This is a genomic window from Odoribacter sp. Z80 (assembly GCF_009935865.1).
Taxonomy (GTDB): domain Bacteria; phylum Bacteroidota; class Bacteroidia; order Bacteroidales; family Marinifilaceae; genus Odoribacter.
Map to the genome: position 1 here is coordinate 43,052 of NZ_QWEL01000007.1, position 17,288 is coordinate 60,339.

Below are 17,288 nucleotides of genomic sequence, written 5' to 3' on the forward strand. Positions count from 1 at the left end.
CCAACGTATACCACGTGTGCATTTCAATTTTACTGTTCATATTCAAAATTCGGCGGTTTGGTTACTGTAAAATTAAAATCACGAAATCATATATTTAGAATGCAGCTCTCTGCTTTCCTTCTTCCGCAAAAATAAACATTATTCCCCAAATAAATGTTTATTCGAATTATTATTTACTTGTAAACAATAATTAATCTGTTGGATAAATTAAATTTTTTTCTTGTATCACTTCCAATACCTCTTTCAGATATTTATCTGCCTCATACTTTGCCATAGGCAAATTATGTAACAAATAATTTCCGCAATCCCTGGCCAAAGCTCCAGGCACGTCTCCTTCAAAATCCCGGATAAAACGGAAAGTTTCTTTCATCAATTCAACAATATCTTTCGCTTCCAGATCCCCTTTCATGAGAAAATAGTTTCCCGTGCAACACCCCATAGGCCCCCAGAAAACAATCTGTTCTCCGTAAACAGGATGATTTCTCAGATAAGTAGCAGCCAAATGTTCTATGGTATGCAACTCCCCGTACCCTAAAGCCGGTTCCCGGTTAGGCTCCTTCATCCGGATATCAAAAGTAGTAACTACCTGATCTCCGAGGTAATCTTTCCTCGAAACATAAATTCCACGCAATAAGCGTAAATGATTAATACTAAAACTCGGTATTTTTTTCATATTTTTTCTATCATTTGTTTCAATACTTCAAAAGATTTTTCCGGTGCAATGGTCCAGAAGTTCTGATACTGCAAGGCATGGTTTTTCACAATCCCCGGCGTATCACTGATAATACGGCAACTCAGGAAAGGCACCCCGTAAATGTGACACACCTGTGCAATAGCCCCACTTTCCATATCAACGGCCAATCCCTCCGGGAAATCCCTTTTAATGCCCTCCAGAGCGCTACGCTCGGTAATAAAACGATCGCCACTGCAAATCAGTCCCTCCCATAAAGCCACATCCGTTTTGACATTCCGGACCGCCTGCAACAAATTTTCCGCTCCCGGATAACGGGAAGGCATACCCTGTACCTGCCCTATTTCATTACCCTCCCCACACCACACATCATGATAGGTAACCTCCCGGCCAACTACGATGTCCATCACCCGTAACTTTTCATCTATCCCACCGGCAACTCCCGTATTCAGAATACATTCCGGCCTAAAGCGACCAATCATTTCCACAGCACCGACAGCAGCACAAACCTTCCCGATTCCCGCCTGCATCAATACCACTTCTTTAGAGCCGATTTTCCCTCTGACAAAACGACACGCTCCCGCTTTTTCTTCCTCTTCGGACTCAAACAGAGATTCCACCAACCGAAATTCAGAGCCCATAGCTACTATAATTCCTATCTTGTCCATAAAAATATCTTCAACTAATTAAAAAAAGGATTATGTTTTCTTTCCTCCCCAATAGAGGTCATCGGACCATGTCCCGGGATTACCCTCACCTCATCCGGCAATACAAACAACTTATTCCGGATTCCCTGCAACAGCTGTCGGGTATTGCCCCCCGGCAAATCAGTACGTCCGATACTTCCCGCAAATAACGAATCGCCGGTAAGCAATAAATGGTCTTTCTCACTATAAAAACACAAACCACCGGGAGAATGACCGGGAACAGCCAGTACCTGCAATTCAGAATTTCCAAAAACAATACGGTCACCCTCTTTCAGAAATTTCCCCGCAGCAGGCGGAGGGGTGATTCCTCTTACACCCAGCATAGCGGCATATTCCACCGCATGCTCTATATAAAAATTATCTTCCTCTGCCACCTGGGCCTCCAATCCATACGCTTCTTTCATAAAGTTATTTCCAAAAATATGGTCTATATGCAAATGCGTATTTATTAAAGCAACAGGCTTTAATTTGCTTTGTACAAAAAAATCCCCCAATCTTTTTTCTTCCGCCCGTCCGAAGCAACCGCAGTCAACCACAATAGCCTCCCCGGTATCATCAAACAAAACAACAGTATTCTCCTGCCAGGAATTATTTACAAAAATTTTATACTCCATATCTATCAACAATTAATTGAAGTACAAAAATAATAAAAATCCCTCTTCTATTGCATCAGCGTATAACGCACACTCAACCCAAAATTGGTATTGGTTGTCGGATAAGAAAGTGAAATATAAGGTGTATTCACCACCCGGTCATAAAACAGTCTCAGATTAAGCCTGTTATTAAAGGTATAATCAGCAGAAATTTTTAAGCTCATAACCTTCTGGCCCGCAGTCAACTGGTCCACACTTTCAGTGATGCGCCGGATGATGGTATTATTCCTGCGAACACTGAAATCACACTGAACATTAATATCATTATCCAATTTCTTATCTTTCATAAAAATAGGAATACTACCAAACCGGTATCCCAACCCTACAACCACCTCATTGCTTGAAGTTTCAGCCAGCTGTGCATTCACCAGGCTCAAACTAATGTCCCGTCGCCGATTCATATCGAAATGAGTAGTCAGATTATTTATCCACACCATATCTGCACTGATTAACGGGTTAAACTGCTCATTGATAGAAACCATATTCACATCAAACATCGCCATCCAATTATCCTGAGCATCCCTTACATCTTCCGCATACTTCAGATTAGAAGCATAAGAACCGATATTATATTTACAAGTATAAGTGTGGTTCAAAGAAAAAGACTTGAATACTTTTTTCATAAAAGCAATATCCGTCAAACCGGTATATGCCACCTTCCAATTGGGACGCATTGCCCAGACATTCGGTATCAGACTGGAATGCTTCCCGGCGCCATAGGCTCTGGTAAAAGCACCGATCAACACCTCTTGTGATAACGGTCCATACCCATCATAAAATCCTGTCAACTTTCCTTTAGCATCCCTAAGCGGAATATCTCCTTTATCAAATGCGTGCCCATATCGCTTTTGTGCCAACTCTGCCGCCACTTTTTTCCGGGTTTCCAGAAATTCCTGATAAACCGCAGCAGAAGCTCCCGTACTGTTCCCCACCTGACAAAAAGCAGTCTTCAGCCCGACGATAGACATACTGAAATTACCGGAAACCATCTTATTCATAGAGTTAAATTCCCCATCCTGATAAATCAGGTACTCGCTGCTATTCCGGGAACGACTCCAATTGGAAGTAAAATTAACCCTCAGTTTCTTCACCGGCTCAAACAAAGCACGCACATAAATCGTACGGGAAGCATTCATCAAATACGGATTATTCTGCGAAGAATCCGTAGTAATCCATCCCTTGCGGGCTGCCTCCAAACCAAAACTATCCTTCTGACCACCGAATAAGAATTTGAATCCCGGGGCCGAACCTCCGTTGTAATTTTGTTGTCCCAACCAACGGGCTTCCGGCAAAAATCCGGGTAAAGTCGTACCCTTGTCTTCTGAATAACCAATATTGATACTTTTAAAACCAGTAACTATCCCCACCAAAAAACGGACAATAGAATTTCCTACACCGCTTTGCGGCAATTGGGTTCCGGAAACCAGCAACTTCCCATTTTCCAGATTCTGGTCCGGAATAATCCGGATTTTATTTCGCCCGACAGATTCATACCCCAATTTAATACTTTTCCCATCAGCAGATGTCAGGCGGGCTTTTATATCCCCCGTCTTCAATTTATGCCGTATCACCACATCCCTGCCTTTTCTTAAATTCTTCAACCCAGTTTCAAATTTCACGTTTTTTCCTCTTTGACGGCGCGAAGGGTGATTCATATTCCGAATGAATTTTGATTTATTATACAAAGAGGTCAGGGAAAGGTCGCTGTTTACCTGCAAAGAATTCGCATTCCGTATGACATTTCCCTGATTCGTAGAATCAATCGTTATTGCTGCCGCCTGCCAATCATAACGGGTAGAATAAGCCATCTGAACAGAAGTCCAGTCCAAGAAAGGCAATTTATTGACCGGCAAGGTATATTGCACAGAAAAATCGTGATTATAATTAATCGGACGTCCGCCATCCAGAATATTATGCCAAACAGTATCTTTCCACTGCTGATAACGCTCCGGATCGCGCTGCTTATCCACAATCCCTTCCGGTTCATCAATACGCGCCTGGGCTGTAGCATGAAAGTCCACCACCAGATTACGGGTCAGATTAAACTTAAAAGCATAATCCCGGCTCCACGTAAAATCCTTATCATAAGTAGGAGTAATCAACAATCCCGGATTGTCTAAATTCCGGGATTTAATCTCCCTGTAATTCCGCGTAATATCCGAGGTGATGGAAACCATCGAAGGCATGTAATAAAAATTAAAATCTTTAATCCACCTCAAATACTTTGAATTCAATGATTTAAATTTCTTGAAGGGCTCCACAATAGACGGCATTCCATTGTAAATGTAACTGAGCAATCCCCTGTAGTTTTTCTCCAGATCCCACTCTGTATTTACATTACGGGCAAAAGATTTATTATAAGAATACGTTAGGGCAAGATTGGCCAGAGAAAACAAATGCGGCTTTCCATCCCGGCTTTCAAAACCGATATTAGTAAAGTTAAGACTTTTCCGCATCATATAATCCTCTGCCTGATGCTTGATAGAATCCCGCAAATGCCGGTTTGCAGCATTTTTTAAAGCTACATCCAACGGAATGTCCGTATCCGTGGGATCGTATTCCGGCAAGGTCGACTGGCGGGAATATGCATAATACATCGGTATTCTCAGCTTCCATTTTTCCGGAAAAAATTTACCGAACTCCACACTGGTGGAAAAATCCAGAGAACGAAAGTCTTCTCGCTCAATTTCACTGGCATGTTGCTCTATACTGCCGAATCCAGGGGTCATCCGGCTACCGGCAAAACTCACTGTAGCCACATCTGCCAGTTTAGCCGTTATCCGGGCATTAGCCGCCCATCCCCCCTTATTATCAAAATCAGACAAACGCAATTCATTCACCCATACTTCAACCGAACGCTCCCCTTTCATCCGGTCGCCCCGGGGATTACGAATTCCGATCACCACATTGCGAACATCTCCCAAAGTAGGTTTTCCCTTCACTTTAATCCGATGGCTGGCTCTGGAAGAAGCTGTATTTTCGTCCAACTCACTCACCAGCATTCCGTAAACCTCACTGTAATCTATCTCCCGTCCTGCCGCCCGGATTTCCGTATTCCTTCTTAACTTAAGCTCCTGAAACAACCTCAACGGCACCTCAATACGGTTAGCTTCCGGCCATACGGCTTCCCGTCCTGGCAAATCAGAGCCATAATACCCCGGAGCCGTTAATTTTAAAGGAACCTCATATTCATAATAGTTGTTTACATTATCACTTCCCAAACGAATAAAAGCCGTCAGTTCATCATCTGCAAGCGCCGATTCTTTAAGTGCCTCCGCATGTATATCCATTTTAAGGGTCTTATAGCGCAACAGATTTTTATTAAAATTCTTATAAACAGCCCGGGCATCTCCCTCTTGCAAATCATTAACTTTCAAAGACATTGCCTGCTCATTCAACTCCCTCAACTGGGGATTCGTAGCATCCACAACCCGGTCAACCCCGGGAGGCATGACATAATTGACCGGTGTACGCGAAGCATTTTCTTCCAGACTGACTACCGATACGTCAAAAACCGTCTTTTCGGAAGTAACCAACTGATTGTCCAGAGGCTGGTCATATTTCCGCCAATTATCCCGAACCAGATCCATAGCAGCCATCCTCAATATCACACTGTCCTGGAAGCCCCTCAAAAACATCCGCATAAAACGAATGGATTTAAAATCGGATATTCCTCCATGAGGATTAGGTAAATGGGAAGTTAAAGGTATTTTAATCTGGTACCACTTAATCTCTTCGGTAAAACCATTCGGCAACTCCACCTCTGCCGTAGTGATATTGGTGATAAAATTCTCTCCCACTTTCATCTTTTCCGGCTTTAGCTCCAGATGATAACGGAAAAACGCTTCCGTTTCATTCAGCGTATTGTCTCCGTTAATATCCTCCACATCGGGCAGATTCGTTGCTGCTGTCGGATAAGATTCGGGCGACATATCAGCCGTCGGCGAATTTCCCTCTGTCCCGTTATAATGCTTATACCTTTCCAATATGGGGGTCTCCAATGCATCAAAGTCCGAGCCCCGGAAAAAATGAAAATTATCCCCGGAAGGGTCATTCCAAGCCTCCTGGTATACTTTTGAATCCGCCCCATATTTAGCTTTCAGATCTTCCAGATACTTTGCATAAAACACCCGTTCTTCCTCATCATTCATACCGTCAAGCCCGACATCCTGAAAACGGCGGGCCTGGTCATTATTGTCAAAACCGTTCGTAATAGACTGCACACTGGGCACACGTCCCCAAACCGTAGTATCTATGTTCACCGGTTCCGCACTGGTCGGCAAACCATTTTCAAAAGATTTCCGTCCATCCTTTAAAATATCTTCAGAAATACTTCCCAGGTCAAAATACACGTCACCTCCCTTATGCTGAGGGTCGTACACAAAAGGATCCATCAGCCAGATTTCCAGATACTGGACATTGGCAGCCTCAAAATCACTGGTACTGATGGATCTCATCATTCCTCCCCAACGTTTCTGAGGGTCAGGCAATTTTCCGTTCCGGTCAATCCCCGGATCAAAATTATAAGGACCCCGCTCCGAAGGATAATAAGCCACCGTTAAAGCCGGAATGATATTTACATCCCCCACCGCCAGGTCTTTATTCGGGAAAATTTCCGTCTGCCGGATTTCCCGGACAAAATGATTGGAACGCTGCTCCTTGTCTGCACGGATATGAGAGGGTGTAGCCGAAGACATCCGGTAGAAAATAGGGTCTATCACATACCATGCCAGCTTCGCCCGGTTATATCCGTAATTTAAAGAATCCGAAGTTCCCTCCGGGAAAGTCTCATCCTGAGGAGTAGAAGCCAGCTTCCATTGAGTCACCCCCTTCATATCCAGAGAAATTTTACTCCCTTCAAAATCATCCAAATAAGCATTTCCTCCACTCCCCTTGGCCGTACCCGGCTGAAACTTAGCAAACTCCGTATCAACCGTCAAATGGGATTTTACTTTGGTGTGAATAAAAGGCAATTTATCCACTAAAGTGGTCAGGAATCCGGATTCCGTATGATATGAAGCATTTAATCCCCAGATGGTATTCGATAAAGGCTCCTCCCCCAAGTTGACCTTATGGGTTAAAGGCTTTTCCCCCATATGCATAATCGTAGCCCCGATATTGAACTTATCGTTAAACTTATAATCCAGATGGGTACCCACCAAAGTCTTCGTTTGCATCCCGTATAAAGAACGGTTTTCACTTTTTATTGTAATCGGGGTAGCAGCTTCCAGCAAAGACTGATTAATAATAGTTACGGTACCCATCGTATAATCCACCCGATAATCAATGTTTTCCGTCAATTCAACTCCTCCTGCTATCACCTTCACAGAACCTTGAGGAATATCTCCTCCTCCCAACGAAATTTCGGAAGAAGAAGAAGAAGAAGATTTATAACTCCCCTTCAAATAATACTTGTTTTTCTCAGCATTCTGTTCCGCTTCGCTCTGTGTTTTATCATACAAATCCTGAAAGACATACTGTCTGGCTACGGAGGGATTATTGATTTTCTTCTCCAGCCAAGTCCCGAAAGGTTCCAGCACGGGGAATATAATCCTTCCCTTACCGGAATAAACCGTCACTCCCTCTATATAATCAAACCGTCCGTCCGGAATAGCATCCAGTTGTGAGTTCAAACGGTCCAGATTCATTACGGAAAGCAGAATTTTATTGTTAATATCTCCTGCAGGCAGATAATTCACTTTGGTTCCCGCTTTGTCATTCTGATAAAGAATATCCAGAACAAAATCATCCGAACTCAAGTTATAAGCCCCGATATTATAGACATTCTTCATCATCAAATCCCAGGTAGGCATATTGGGGCTCTGGGTGGTACTCCTCAACATTTTTACAACTAAAGTGGAAGGAGCCGCCAACGCATTGGAAGTCAATTCCCCGACGGTATATATCTCTCCTCTCAGCGTATATTCATAAGCCACAGCAAGTACCTCATCGGTATTCAGAGCCGAATTCAGAGAAATATACCCTAACTTTTCATTCAATATATATTCCGACGGGTCAAGCAAACGGGCATTCTCCAGCTTTTCATAATCCTGTCCCGACTTAAATCCTCCCAATATTCTGGACACTTGATTAATATCCCGTATGCCCTGATACTCTCCCTCTGTCATCTTGGCATAAAGATTATTGGTCTCATTGGAAGGATATACCCCCGTTCCACGAAATTCCGGATTAGAAATGTTCTTCTGGCTCTCTCCCAGGTCTACAAAAGCAACAATATTCCGGGCCCGGTCGAAACGGGAACTTTTATTGGTAACCCACACTTCTATTTTTGTAATGGAAATACCGCTGTTTATGACCGGAAGATTTTGCAATGCAGCTTCATAGGTGTCCCGGAAATAACGAGACAAGAAGAAATGCCGGTTAGCCTCATAATTCTGAGCCGATAATTCAAACTCTTGTTTTTGCGCCCCTTTTTCCAACTGGATGACTTTGGCTTCCCCTTTTTGCTGGGAAAATATACTGGCCATAGACAATTTTCCGAACTGCAAATCAGTCCGAAAGCCCCAAAGATTCTGTCCGCCCGTTATTAAGGTTCCCGCCAACGGCAAAGAAACATTCCCGGCTTCCACTTTCTTGACAATATCATCCTCCTTCCCTTCATAATTCAACTTCAATACATTCTCATAATCAAAGGTCGCCTCGGTATTATAACTCCAATCCAGGTTAATCAGGTCCCCAATATTTCCATTGATATTAAACTGGATTTTTTCATCGAAGTCCAACGTAGTGGTCTTTCGCATATCTATAGGCAAAGTCGGATTGTCGATTTTATTGGTTTTCACTCCCAACATCAATTCAACCGACCCCTGAACATTGATATTCACTTTATTTCTTCCAAAAATCGGACTCAGCAAACGATCCAGAAATTGAATCTCAGAAACCAGATTCTTAAAATCATACTTATTCCCTTCCTGTATCTGTTGCCGGTTATACTCATAGACAGACATCCGGGAACGCTTTTCTATCAATTCCTGCAAAGTCTGGGAATAAGGGCGGTTGTAATGATACCGTCCGCCTATCAGGCTCATTACTACATACCGTTTCGTTTCAGGGTCATATACAACAGTATCTTTTATATTGGAAGGTTGCTTTAAAAATAAAGCAGAAGAAGGTACATCACTCCGGATTTCCCGGTCCCGCCCCTCCCGAATCGGAAATAAAAGGGTATCAGAAGAAATTCCGGTAAGGTCACCGGATAAATATCCTGTTTCCGGAATTTCCCCGAAAACAGTATAACATGACACAATTATAAACGATAATAACCAAAAATACCGCATACACCCCAAAGTCATGGAAAAACAAAGATTGAAAAACCTATCAATTTTTTCAATTTTTATATCTCCCTCATTTATAACTGCTTTAAAGCCTGTTTTATCAACTCTTCCACAGTTGTAATACTACCGTTTGCTATAATTTTATCCAATACCTTTGCTACCTGCCCTTTCACAAATCCCAACATCACCAAAGCAGCCAAAGCTTCTTCCTTAACAGTTGAAGCAACAGCAAAACCCGCTCCTTCCCCGCAACCATCCGCAACGACTTTATCCTTCAACTCAATAATCACCCGCTGAGCAGTCTTCAAACCAATACCTTTCACACTTTTGATGGCTGCAACATTTTCCGTCAGGATAGCCCCTGCAATCTCCTTCACTGTCATGGAACTCAGCATGACACTGGCCGTATTAGCCCCAACACCGGACACCGAAATCAACTGACGGAACAAGGTACGTTCTTCCCTGGAAAAAAAGCCATACAACAACAAAGCATCTTCCCGCACAATCTGATGGGTATACAAACTCACCTCTTTCAGGGAAGAAATCTGAGAATAAGTATTGACTGAAATATTAATATAATAACCGATTCCCCCGCAATCCACCACAGCATAAGTCGGTGCCGTTTCTACCAAAATTCCTTTTATATATTCATACATATCACAACTCCCCTAAAAAAACGTATTTATTGCCGGTTCTATTTTTAAATACTCCTAAAGAAACCCATGAAAAGTTTTCCTCATGAATCTTTGCAAAGATAAGTTTTTATTCATAACCCTTAAAACCTATTCCCAGGTAAATTCAGAATTTAACAGTCTTTCGGGCTCCAGTGTGCCTCCTTTTGGCTGATAAATTAAAAAAATTAAAAAAAATGTTATTCCTCTGAACTTTTTTTTCTACTTTTGAATCGCAAAAGTGGAAGTCTGTGGACTCATTATTTTTGTTATCTGACAAAAGGAACAAAATTAAATTATTAGAGTTATTCAAAACCAAGGTAAAAAAATGGAAGGATACGAAAGAAAAGAAGGAATGGAAAATGATCGGGAAGAGATTTATTCCAAAGCAGTGAGAGCAGGGAAAAGAACCTATTTTTTTGATGTGAAAGCCACTCGTAACAACGATTATTATCTGACTGTCACAGAAAGTAAAAAGAAATTTGACAACGAAGGAAATCAAAATTTCGAAAAGCATAAAATTTTCCTCTATAAAGAAGATTTTGAAAAATTTGCAGAAGGTTTGCAAGAAGTAGTTGCTTACATAAAAGCCGCTTTAAGCGAAGAAGGAGTAACCCCTCAGAAAAACGAATTTGATGTAGATTTCGACCAAATTTAAAAAAATGCCGGTTTTTCAACCGGCATTTTTCATATTCTCATCTATCAATCAAATCCCGAATCACGACCGAAGCCATAAAACAACCAAACAAAGGAGGCATATAAGATATAGTTCCTACATTCGATTTTTTATTGCGGTCCTCTGTCAGAATAATCGCATCCGGAGCAGTAAACTCCGAAGAAAAAACTACTTTCACTCCTTTATACACGCCCAATTTGTGTAAACGCTTGCGCAGCATCCGCGCCAAACTACAATTGTAACTTTTAGAAATATCCGCCACTTCTATCTTCGACGGGTCCATTTTTCCTCCGGACCCCATGGAACTGACTACAGGCAAGTTCAGCCGTAAACTGTGATAAATCAGAAAAATTTTCGGAGCCAAAGTATCAATGGCATCTACTATATAGTCGTATTCTGCATGCTGCAACACCTCTACCATCTGTTCATCCCGGATAAAATCGTTTATAATATGCAACTTTATCTCCGGATTAATATCCCGGAAACGAGCAGCCATCAATTCAGCCTTCGGCTTTCCCAGACTACTGTCCAATGCCGGTAGTTGCCTGTTTTTATTGGTCATCTCCACGACATCCCCGTCAATAATCGTCATTTCCCCAATTCCTGCACGACACAACTGCTCTGCGGCATACGCCCCCACTCCACCCAATCCGGCTACTAACACGTGGGCTCTTTTCAATTTTTCAATTTTCTCCTTTCCCAGTAACAATTCCGTTCGGCTCAACCATTCACACATAAAGTATTTTATTTTATCCGACAATCAATTTCCCCGGCTATTAAATCCGGAATAGTTTTTCAAAATTCAATTGTACATATTGCTGCAATTCCTCAGCTCTTTCATCCCTGCACTCCGCAACCTGCCTGTATACCTCTTCTATGGTATAATCCGAGTTATCCGTTTCCAGCAATAACCGCTCCCTCGGCACCTCAGGCAACAATCTGTAAACAGGCGATTCTCTGTTCATGACGTGCCGGCCTGCCGATATGTAAAATCCATGCCTTAACAATTCCTGCAACAACTCCCGGCGATTATTAAAACCGTGTATAATCCATTTGCCAGGTTCCTTACATTTTTTATATACCATAATCAGCTCCGGAATGGCTTTCACAACATGAATAATCAAAGGCAAATCAAAACGGGCCGCAATAGCCGCTTCCTGCTCAAACAGTTCCATCTGCCTTTCTATGCCGGTCTCTGAATTCCGGTCCAGACCAGCCTCCCCGATGGCAACGATTTTCCTATCTGCCGCAGCAGCTTCTATTTCCTGTATTTTCTTTTCCGCCTCCCCATCAATAAATAAAGGATGTATACCCTTAGAATAGTAAACTTTTCCCTGCTCAGGCACCTGTACCTCTCCCAAACAAGGGTCTACGATATTGATTCCTATTCCCGGTTTATGCGTATGTACATTGATCCAATCCATTGTAACAAAAATACGGCATTCAGACCGGAATAGCAATGAAGCCCTTTTCTTTTTACAACAAATCCCGGCTTTCTTTCAAGAAAAAGCCGGGATTCCTGTATCTGTACCAACTCACTCCATTCTCTGCTTCCTGCACATAATACCCAATATGGTCTTGTCCGTTTGCTCCATCCCGGCCGTTCCAATCAATCCAACATTACGGATTGTCTTTTCAATATCATCCTCAATGATTCCGTCATCATGAGTCTTTATTCCTTTCATCGACAACAAGGCAGCCTGAACAGCAGCAGAGACGCCTGAATATACTTTCAGAGCACACCCTTGCTTTGCCCCGTCACACATCATTCCCGTCAAATTGGAACACATGGTCTTTATGGTATTAACCAGCTGCTCGTAAGACCCTCCCATCAAATAAGTAATGGCAGAAGCCGACCCTGTTCCGGCAATCAGAATCCCGCACAGAGCCGACAAATGACCCATATAATAATGGATATGTGCTGCAATAAGATTACTTAAAGCAAGAGCCCGTATCAACTGTTCCCGGGAACATCCGAACTGCTCGGCTGCCACCACAACAGGCAAATAAACCGTTATCCCCTGATTGCCGCTACCGGAATTCGTCATTACCGGCTTTTCACAACCGTCCATCCGGGCGTCCGAAGCAGCTGTGGCCCGTATCAAGGCATTATTCAGGAAGTCATCTTCCAGCAATCCCTTTTCAATATTTTCCTTTAAAGTTTTTCCAATCTGCAGTCCATACTCACTTTTAAGACCTTCATCCGATATAGCCTTATTCATCTCAGCCCCCTTCAACACAAACTCAATCTTCTGTATCTCAACTTCATGAATGAACTTCCAAATCCGAGCGACACTCAGTTCCGTCCGCCGGTTCTGCTCTGTCACCTCAGGTGTATAATCTTTCCGGTATACTGCCGTACCATTTTTCTCCACCAGCACAATGTTCGTATGCCCATGAACAATGACGGTCTTCACCACGTCCTCCCCCCGGCTGCAAACTGCTTCGGCATACAGTTTGTCCGGAGCATCTTCTTTGAGAAAAATATCTACTGCATGATTTTTCAACAAAGACTTGGCAAGCTCAAGATGATTGGAAACCGATACCTCTTTCAACACCTCCAGTCCATATTGCGTTTTTCCGCATACGGCACCCAAAGCAGCCGCAATAGGTAATCCTGTCATACCGCTGCCGGGAATTCCCACTCCCATTCCATTTTTATATATATTCCCGCTGACATACACTTTTATATGTTCCGGAATACCTCCTAACTCTTCCTGACAACGAGCACAAGCCAACGCACAAGCCACCGGTTCCGTACATCCCAGTGCGGGAACGGTTTCCATGCGCAAAATATCTATAATCTGTTCATCTGTAGCCTGAAGCATAAAATATAGTTTTATTATGATGAAACAAATTTATTCCTTTTTACCATACATTCTTTTTTCCTTCATACTATTAACGCTTTTTTAACGAATGCCAACCGTCTTTATTCTTTTAACGACCATACTTCACTTTTTACATTTTCTGCTCCGCTTTCATTTTTATTTTTTTTATCTTCGCGAAAACAAAAAAGCCATGTACAGACTCCTTATAATATTATTTCTGTTTCCGCTGACACTCTGCGCACAGGAAACAACAGACAGTTTGGTTAGTGTCCCCCAGCTCCGGTATGATATCCTTGAAGAACTTCAAGGAACAAATGCATCGGAAGGAAATATCCTGCTGAATCATACTCCCGCCATTGCAAACTTACTCAAATGGCACATCCACACAAACGAACAACAAAAGACCTTCTCCGGTTTCCGTATTCAGATCCATTCTGTCAATTCTTACGGTTGTAATCTTGAAGAACTGAAAGAAATACGTAACAGATTCGAACAAAATTTCCCGGATATTCCGGCCTATCTAAAATATTTCGATCCGGATTTCAAAATCCGGGTAGGAAATTTCCATTCCCGGCTGGAATGCATCCCGACCCTCCATCGCATCCGCAAACTTTATCCGGCCAGCTATCCGGTAAAAACAGAGATTTCACTCGAAGAACTTAAACGGATTCCCATGCAAGATATTCCTGTTACGGAAGAGCAGAATTAAATACCGAGAAATTCCACACTAAAACCCAATTGTTGCAAAGCCGCTATTGCTTCTTTCTTTTGTAAACCGGAAGCCTCATCCTTTGCATCCAAAGGCCGGTGCAACAGGATTTTATTCAGTTTATCCACCTGTTTCATCATATCCCGTGCCTGCGCCGTCATATACGTTTCCCGAAATCTCTCCCAGATATAGTGTATACCCTGAGCCGAAAGATGCAACATATCCTCGGCGTAAAAACGATAATCTCTCAGCTCATCCATCACAATTTCAAAAGAAGGGAAATAAGACACTTGAGTAAACCGACGGACCAACTCATCAATAGCAAGCAATAAAACTGCCTTACTCACCTGATTGCCGTGTGCACCGTCCTTCCAGTGCCGGACAGGACTGACAGTAAACACCACCTCCAATTCCGGCATCTCTGCAAACAACTCCTGCAATAAATTGACATACAACGAAACAACATCAGAAACTCCGAGACGGTAATGGTCAAAATCCCCCGCAGGGAATTTATGACAATTGGCAACAATCCGACCGCTACTCTTATGCTTATATACCCAGGAAGTACCCCAGGTTATCACCATGACCTTGGTTTTTCTCAGAAAAAGGGAGGAATTTTCCATCCGGCAATTGATTTTCCGTAAACACTCTTTCGCATCCCGATCAGAAAAACATCCGTGGTGATTTAAACTCACCCACTTGCCGGCATTCTGCCACAATTCATCTGCCCTGAATTGTTTTCTGTGTAAAAGAGAATAAATAGTCTCTGCAACAGAAAAAGGATTGTAAACAATCCCACAAGGATTTATATCCACCGGAAAACGGAAATACTTCAACTTTTCACCCATGTTTTCAACAAAACAAGAACCTAACATCATAACAGGAGTTGTATAATCCACCTGAAATGCAGGCCTTTCTAATTTCACGACAGTCTGTAATTCCATTTCCTTTCCAATTTTTCACAAAAATAAAAAACAAAATCATACCCCCTTAACCATTTTCCGTTCCACCCGTCTTTTTTTTGCTATATTTGCATCGTAAATCACGTGCGTCATGAATTTTATTTCTATCCTATTTATTGCCGTCGGGCTTTCTATGGATAGTCTGGCAGTCAGCATCAGCGGTGGGATATGCATGTCCTCTTTCTGCATCCGGAAATCCCTGAAAATCGCATTAATTCTGGGAATTTTTCAAGGTGCCATGACCGGTTTGGGTTGGAGTTTAGGCATCCACTTCAGTTCATACATCACTGAATACGACCATTGGATTGCATTCACCCTGCTCGGATATCTGGGAGGTAAAATGATCTATGAATCCTTAAAAGCAGAGGAGAGCTCCATTATTTCTTTTTCCAATAAAATGCTGGTTATCTTAGGCATTGCCACAAGCATTGACGCCTTAGCCGTAGGGATAAGCTTAGCTTTTCTGAAAACCGACATTTATTTTCCGGCAATCATCATTGCCCTCACCACCTTTTTACTTTCCCTCACAGGCGTTATTTGCGGTTGCCGTTTCGGAAAAATCAAAGGCCTAAACGTCGAACTTATCGGTGGCCTGATTCTTCTTGTCATCGGCACAAAAATTTTGGCCGAACACACTTTATTCAGTTAAAAATTAAGTTTATTTAAGTTTTTTGCCTTTACATTTTCCCATTTCCATCGTAAATCTAAAAGACAATTTTTTAGCTATAAATCAAAATTACTATGGCTTATATAGATTATTATGGTATTTTGGGAGTTAACAAAACAGCTTCTCAAGACGATATCAAAAAAGCCTTTAAAAAACTGGCCAGAAAATACCATCCCGATCTGAACCCCAACGACCCTTCTGCCAAACAAAAATTCCAGGAAATCAATGAAGCCAATGAGGTTTTAGGCGATCCTGAAAAAAGAAAAAAATATGATGCTTACGGCGAAAACTGGAAGCACGCGGATGAGTTTGAAGCACAACAACGCCACCAACAGCAAGGTCGCCAAAGCGGAGGCTATTGGTCTTCCGAGAACGGAGGTTTCAGCGGACATTTTTCCGGTAATGAAGGAGAATTCTCTGATTTTTTTGAATCCCTGTTCGGTTCCCGCCGGGGAAACCACCGAAGCACGACCGGCTTTAAAGGACAGGATTATAATGCAGAACTGCATCTTTCCTTCCGGAGCGCTGCAACAACCCATAAACAAGTGCTCGAAGTGAACGGAAAAAAAATACGCATCACCGTACCGGCCGGCGTGAATGACGGCCAAACCATCAAGCTGAACGGCCAGGGAGGTCCCGGCATCAACGGAGGTCCGGCCGGAGACCTCTACATCACCTTTGTCATTGCAGACGATCCCGAATACAAACGCGACGGGGATAATCTGTATCAAACCGTTCCTGTCGACCTTTATACAGCCATATTAGGAGGAGAAAAAATCATAAACACCCTGAACGGCAAAGTGAAGTTAAAAATCAACCCTGAAACCCAGAACGGTACAAAAGTACGCTTAAAAGGGAAAGGATTCCCCGTATATAAAAAAGAAGGACAATTCGGAGACCTTATCATCACTTACGAAATACAAATCCCCATGAATCTGACCGAAAAACAAAAAGATTTATTTCGGGAACTTCAAAAATCCTAACTTAAAACCGTTGAACCATGGAAACCGATTTCATCATCATTAGTGAATATTGTGAGAAAAGCCATACAGACCCGGTGTTTCTACAATCGCTCGAAGAAAGCGGACTCATTGAGATACACAGGATAAACGGGAAACAATACCTATCAGCCTCACAACTTGGAGAACTCGAAAAATACAGCCATCTTTATTACGATTTATCCATCAACATAGAAGGCATAGACGCCATCCGTCATATACTGCAACGTATAGAAGATCTACAACATGAACTCCGCCAACTCAAACGCCGGACTCTCCGGTTTGAAACCGGAGAGTCTTTTTTTACAGAAGATTAAATATTTTCCCACAACTATTACCTCTATTCTCACAATCTACCCAAAGCCACCGGAATCTGCCCCATCCAACGATTTTATTCATACCATCCCCTATTCCGGAACAATTTTATCCCC

General features: G+C 42.5%; 14 protein-coding genes. 5 read left to right on the forward strand and 9 right to left on the reverse strand.

The features are described 5' to 3' along the window. Nucleotides 1-190 precede the first annotated feature (190 nt). From D1136_RS07565 to ruvA, 5 genes are all read right to left on the reverse strand, one after another. Entirely contained in the window at nucleotides 191-673 is a 483-nt protein-coding gene (locus D1136_RS07565) for an S-ribosylhomocysteine lyase (RefSeq protein WP_161877030.1), read from the reverse strand. Beyond that, nucleotides 670-1,359: a 5'-methylthioadenosine/adenosylhomocysteine nucleosidase gene (locus D1136_RS07570; RefSeq protein ID WP_161877031.1), complete on the reverse strand. Its 690-nt coding sequence runs from the start codon at nucleotides 1,357-1,359 to the stop codon at nucleotides 670-672. Before D1136_RS07570 ends, D1136_RS07565 begins: the two co-directional genes overlap by 4 nt. A 14-nt stretch (nucleotides 1,360-1,373) precedes the next feature. Continuing rightward, nucleotides 1,374-2,012 (reverse strand): MBL fold metallo-hydrolase, encoded by a 639-nt coding sequence (locus tag D1136_RS07575; protein ID WP_161877032.1) that lies wholly within the window; start codon nucleotides 2,010-2,012, stop codon nucleotides 1,374-1,376. A gap of 47 nt (nucleotides 2,013-2,059) precedes the next feature. Further along, nucleotides 2,060-9,316: a cell surface protein SprA gene (sprA, locus tag D1136_RS07580; RefSeq protein WP_161877033.1), complete on the reverse strand. Its 7,257-nt coding sequence runs from the start codon at nucleotides 9,314-9,316 to the stop codon at nucleotides 2,060-2,062. A 104-nt stretch (nucleotides 9,317-9,420) separates the two neighbouring features. Further along, nucleotides 9,421-10,002 (reverse strand): Holliday junction branch migration protein RuvA, encoded by a 582-nt coding sequence (gene ruvA, locus D1136_RS07585; protein ID WP_161877034.1) that lies wholly within the window; start codon nucleotides 10,000-10,002, stop codon nucleotides 9,421-9,423. Nucleotides 10,003-10,345: 343 nt separating this feature from the next. Between ruvA and D1136_RS07590 the strand changes: the two genes are divergently transcribed. Continuing rightward, the gene (locus tag D1136_RS07590; protein ID WP_161877035.1) at nucleotides 10,346-10,675 is read left to right on the forward strand and encodes a DUF3276 family protein; all 330 of its coding nucleotides are present in this window, start codon (nucleotides 10,346-10,348) and stop codon (nucleotides 10,673-10,675) included. Between the two features lie 37 nt (nucleotides 10,676-10,712). On the opposite strand, the gene D1136_RS07595 is transcribed toward D1136_RS07590, so the two are convergent. From D1136_RS07595 to D1136_RS07605, 3 genes are all read right to left on the reverse strand, one after another. Then, complete coding sequence (locus D1136_RS07595; protein WP_161877036.1) at nucleotides 10,713-11,429, reverse strand: ThiF family adenylyltransferase; 717 nt, start codon at nucleotides 11,427-11,429, stop codon at nucleotides 10,713-10,715. Nucleotides 11,430-11,469: 40 nt separating this feature from the next. Then, nucleotides 11,470-12,117, reverse strand: coding sequence for a TatD family hydrolase (locus D1136_RS07600; RefSeq protein ID WP_161877037.1), 648 nt, complete (start codon nucleotides 12,115-12,117; stop codon nucleotides 11,470-11,472). A gap of 111 nt (nucleotides 12,118-12,228) precedes the next feature. Further along, entirely contained in the window at nucleotides 12,229-13,521 is a 1,293-nt protein-coding gene (locus D1136_RS07605; protein WP_161877038.1) for a serine dehydratase subunit alpha family protein, read from the reverse strand. A 190-nt stretch (nucleotides 13,522-13,711) separates the two neighbouring features. Here D1136_RS07605 and D1136_RS07610 point away from each other — a divergent pair, with 190 nt between their 5' ends. Continuing rightward, complete coding sequence (locus D1136_RS07610) at nucleotides 13,712-14,230, forward strand: hypothetical protein (RefSeq protein WP_161877039.1); 519 nt, start codon at nucleotides 13,712-13,714, stop codon at nucleotides 14,228-14,230. On the opposite strand, the gene D1136_RS07615 is transcribed toward D1136_RS07610, so the two are convergent. Further along, nucleotides 14,227-15,174 (reverse strand): GSCFA domain-containing protein, encoded by a 948-nt coding sequence (locus D1136_RS07615; protein ID WP_161877040.1) that lies wholly within the window; start codon nucleotides 15,172-15,174, stop codon nucleotides 14,227-14,229. The two genes, D1136_RS07610 and D1136_RS07615, sit on opposite strands and share 4 nt — an antisense overlap. A 109-nt stretch (nucleotides 15,175-15,283) precedes the next feature. Between D1136_RS07615 and D1136_RS07620 the strand changes: the two genes are divergently transcribed. The 3 genes from D1136_RS07620 to D1136_RS07630 all read left to right on the forward strand — a co-directional run bounded on the left by D1136_RS07620 (nucleotide 15,284) and on the right by D1136_RS07630 (nucleotide 17,174). Further along, a complete protein-coding gene (locus D1136_RS07620; protein WP_161877041.1) occupies nucleotides 15,284-15,841 on the forward strand; it encodes a manganese efflux pump MntP family protein in 558 nt (185 codons plus the stop codon). A 92-nt stretch (nucleotides 15,842-15,933) separates the two neighbouring features. Next, nucleotides 15,934-16,842, forward strand: coding sequence for a DnaJ C-terminal domain-containing protein (locus D1136_RS07625; RefSeq protein WP_161877042.1), 909 nt, complete (start codon nucleotides 15,934-15,936; stop codon nucleotides 16,840-16,842). A 17-nt stretch (nucleotides 16,843-16,859) separates the two neighbouring features. Beyond that, nucleotides 16,860-17,174, forward strand: coding sequence for a chaperone modulator CbpM (locus D1136_RS07630; protein ID WP_161877043.1), 315 nt, complete (start codon nucleotides 16,860-16,862; stop codon nucleotides 17,172-17,174). The last annotated feature ends 114 nt before the right edge of the window (nucleotides 17,175-17,288 follow it).

Bases quoted from the DNA above. Each gene is read 5' to 3' on its own strand.
- D1136_RS07615 (WP_161877040.1), bottom strand. From the start codon at position 15,174: ATGGAATTACAGACTGTCGTGAAATTAGAAAGGCCTGCATTTCAGGTG.
- ruvA (WP_161877034.1), bottom strand. From the start codon at position 10,002: ATGTATGAATATATAAAAGGAATTTTGGTAGAAACGGCACCGACTTAT.
- D1136_RS07605 (WP_161877038.1), bottom strand. From the start codon at position 13,521: ATGCTTCAGGCTACAGATGAACAGATTATAGATATTTTGCGCATGGAA.
- D1136_RS07630 (WP_161877043.1), top strand. From the start codon at position 16,860: ATGGAAACCGATTTCATCATCATTAGTGAATATTGTGAGAAAAGCCAT.
- D1136_RS07610 (WP_161877039.1), top strand. From the start codon at position 13,712: ATGTACAGACTCCTTATAATATTATTTCTGTTTCCGCTGACACTCTGC.
- D1136_RS07575 (WP_161877032.1), bottom strand. From the start codon at position 2,012: ATGGAGTATAAAATTTTTGTAAATAATTCCTGGCAGGAGAATACTGTT.
- D1136_RS07600 (WP_161877037.1), bottom strand. From the start codon at position 12,117: ATGGATTGGATCAATGTACATACGCATAAACCGGGAATAGGAATCAAT.
- D1136_RS07590 (WP_161877035.1), top strand. From the start codon at position 10,346: ATGGAAGGATACGAAAGAAAAGAAGGAATGGAAAATGATCGGGAAGAG.
- D1136_RS07565 (WP_161877030.1), bottom strand. From the start codon at position 673: ATGAAAAAAATACCGAGTTTTAGTATTAATCATTTACGCTTATTGCGT.
- D1136_RS07620 (WP_161877041.1), top strand. From the start codon at position 15,284: ATGAATTTTATTTCTATCCTATTTATTGCCGTCGGGCTTTCTATGGAT.
- D1136_RS07595 (WP_161877036.1), bottom strand. From the start codon at position 11,429: ATGTGTGAATGGTTGAGCCGAACGGAATTGTTACTGGGAAAGGAGAAA.
- D1136_RS07625 (WP_161877042.1), top strand. From the start codon at position 15,934: ATGGCTTATATAGATTATTATGGTATTTTGGGAGTTAACAAAACAGCT.
- D1136_RS07570 (WP_161877031.1), bottom strand. From the start codon at position 1,359: ATGGACAAGATAGGAATTATAGTAGCTATGGGCTCTGAATTTCGGTTG.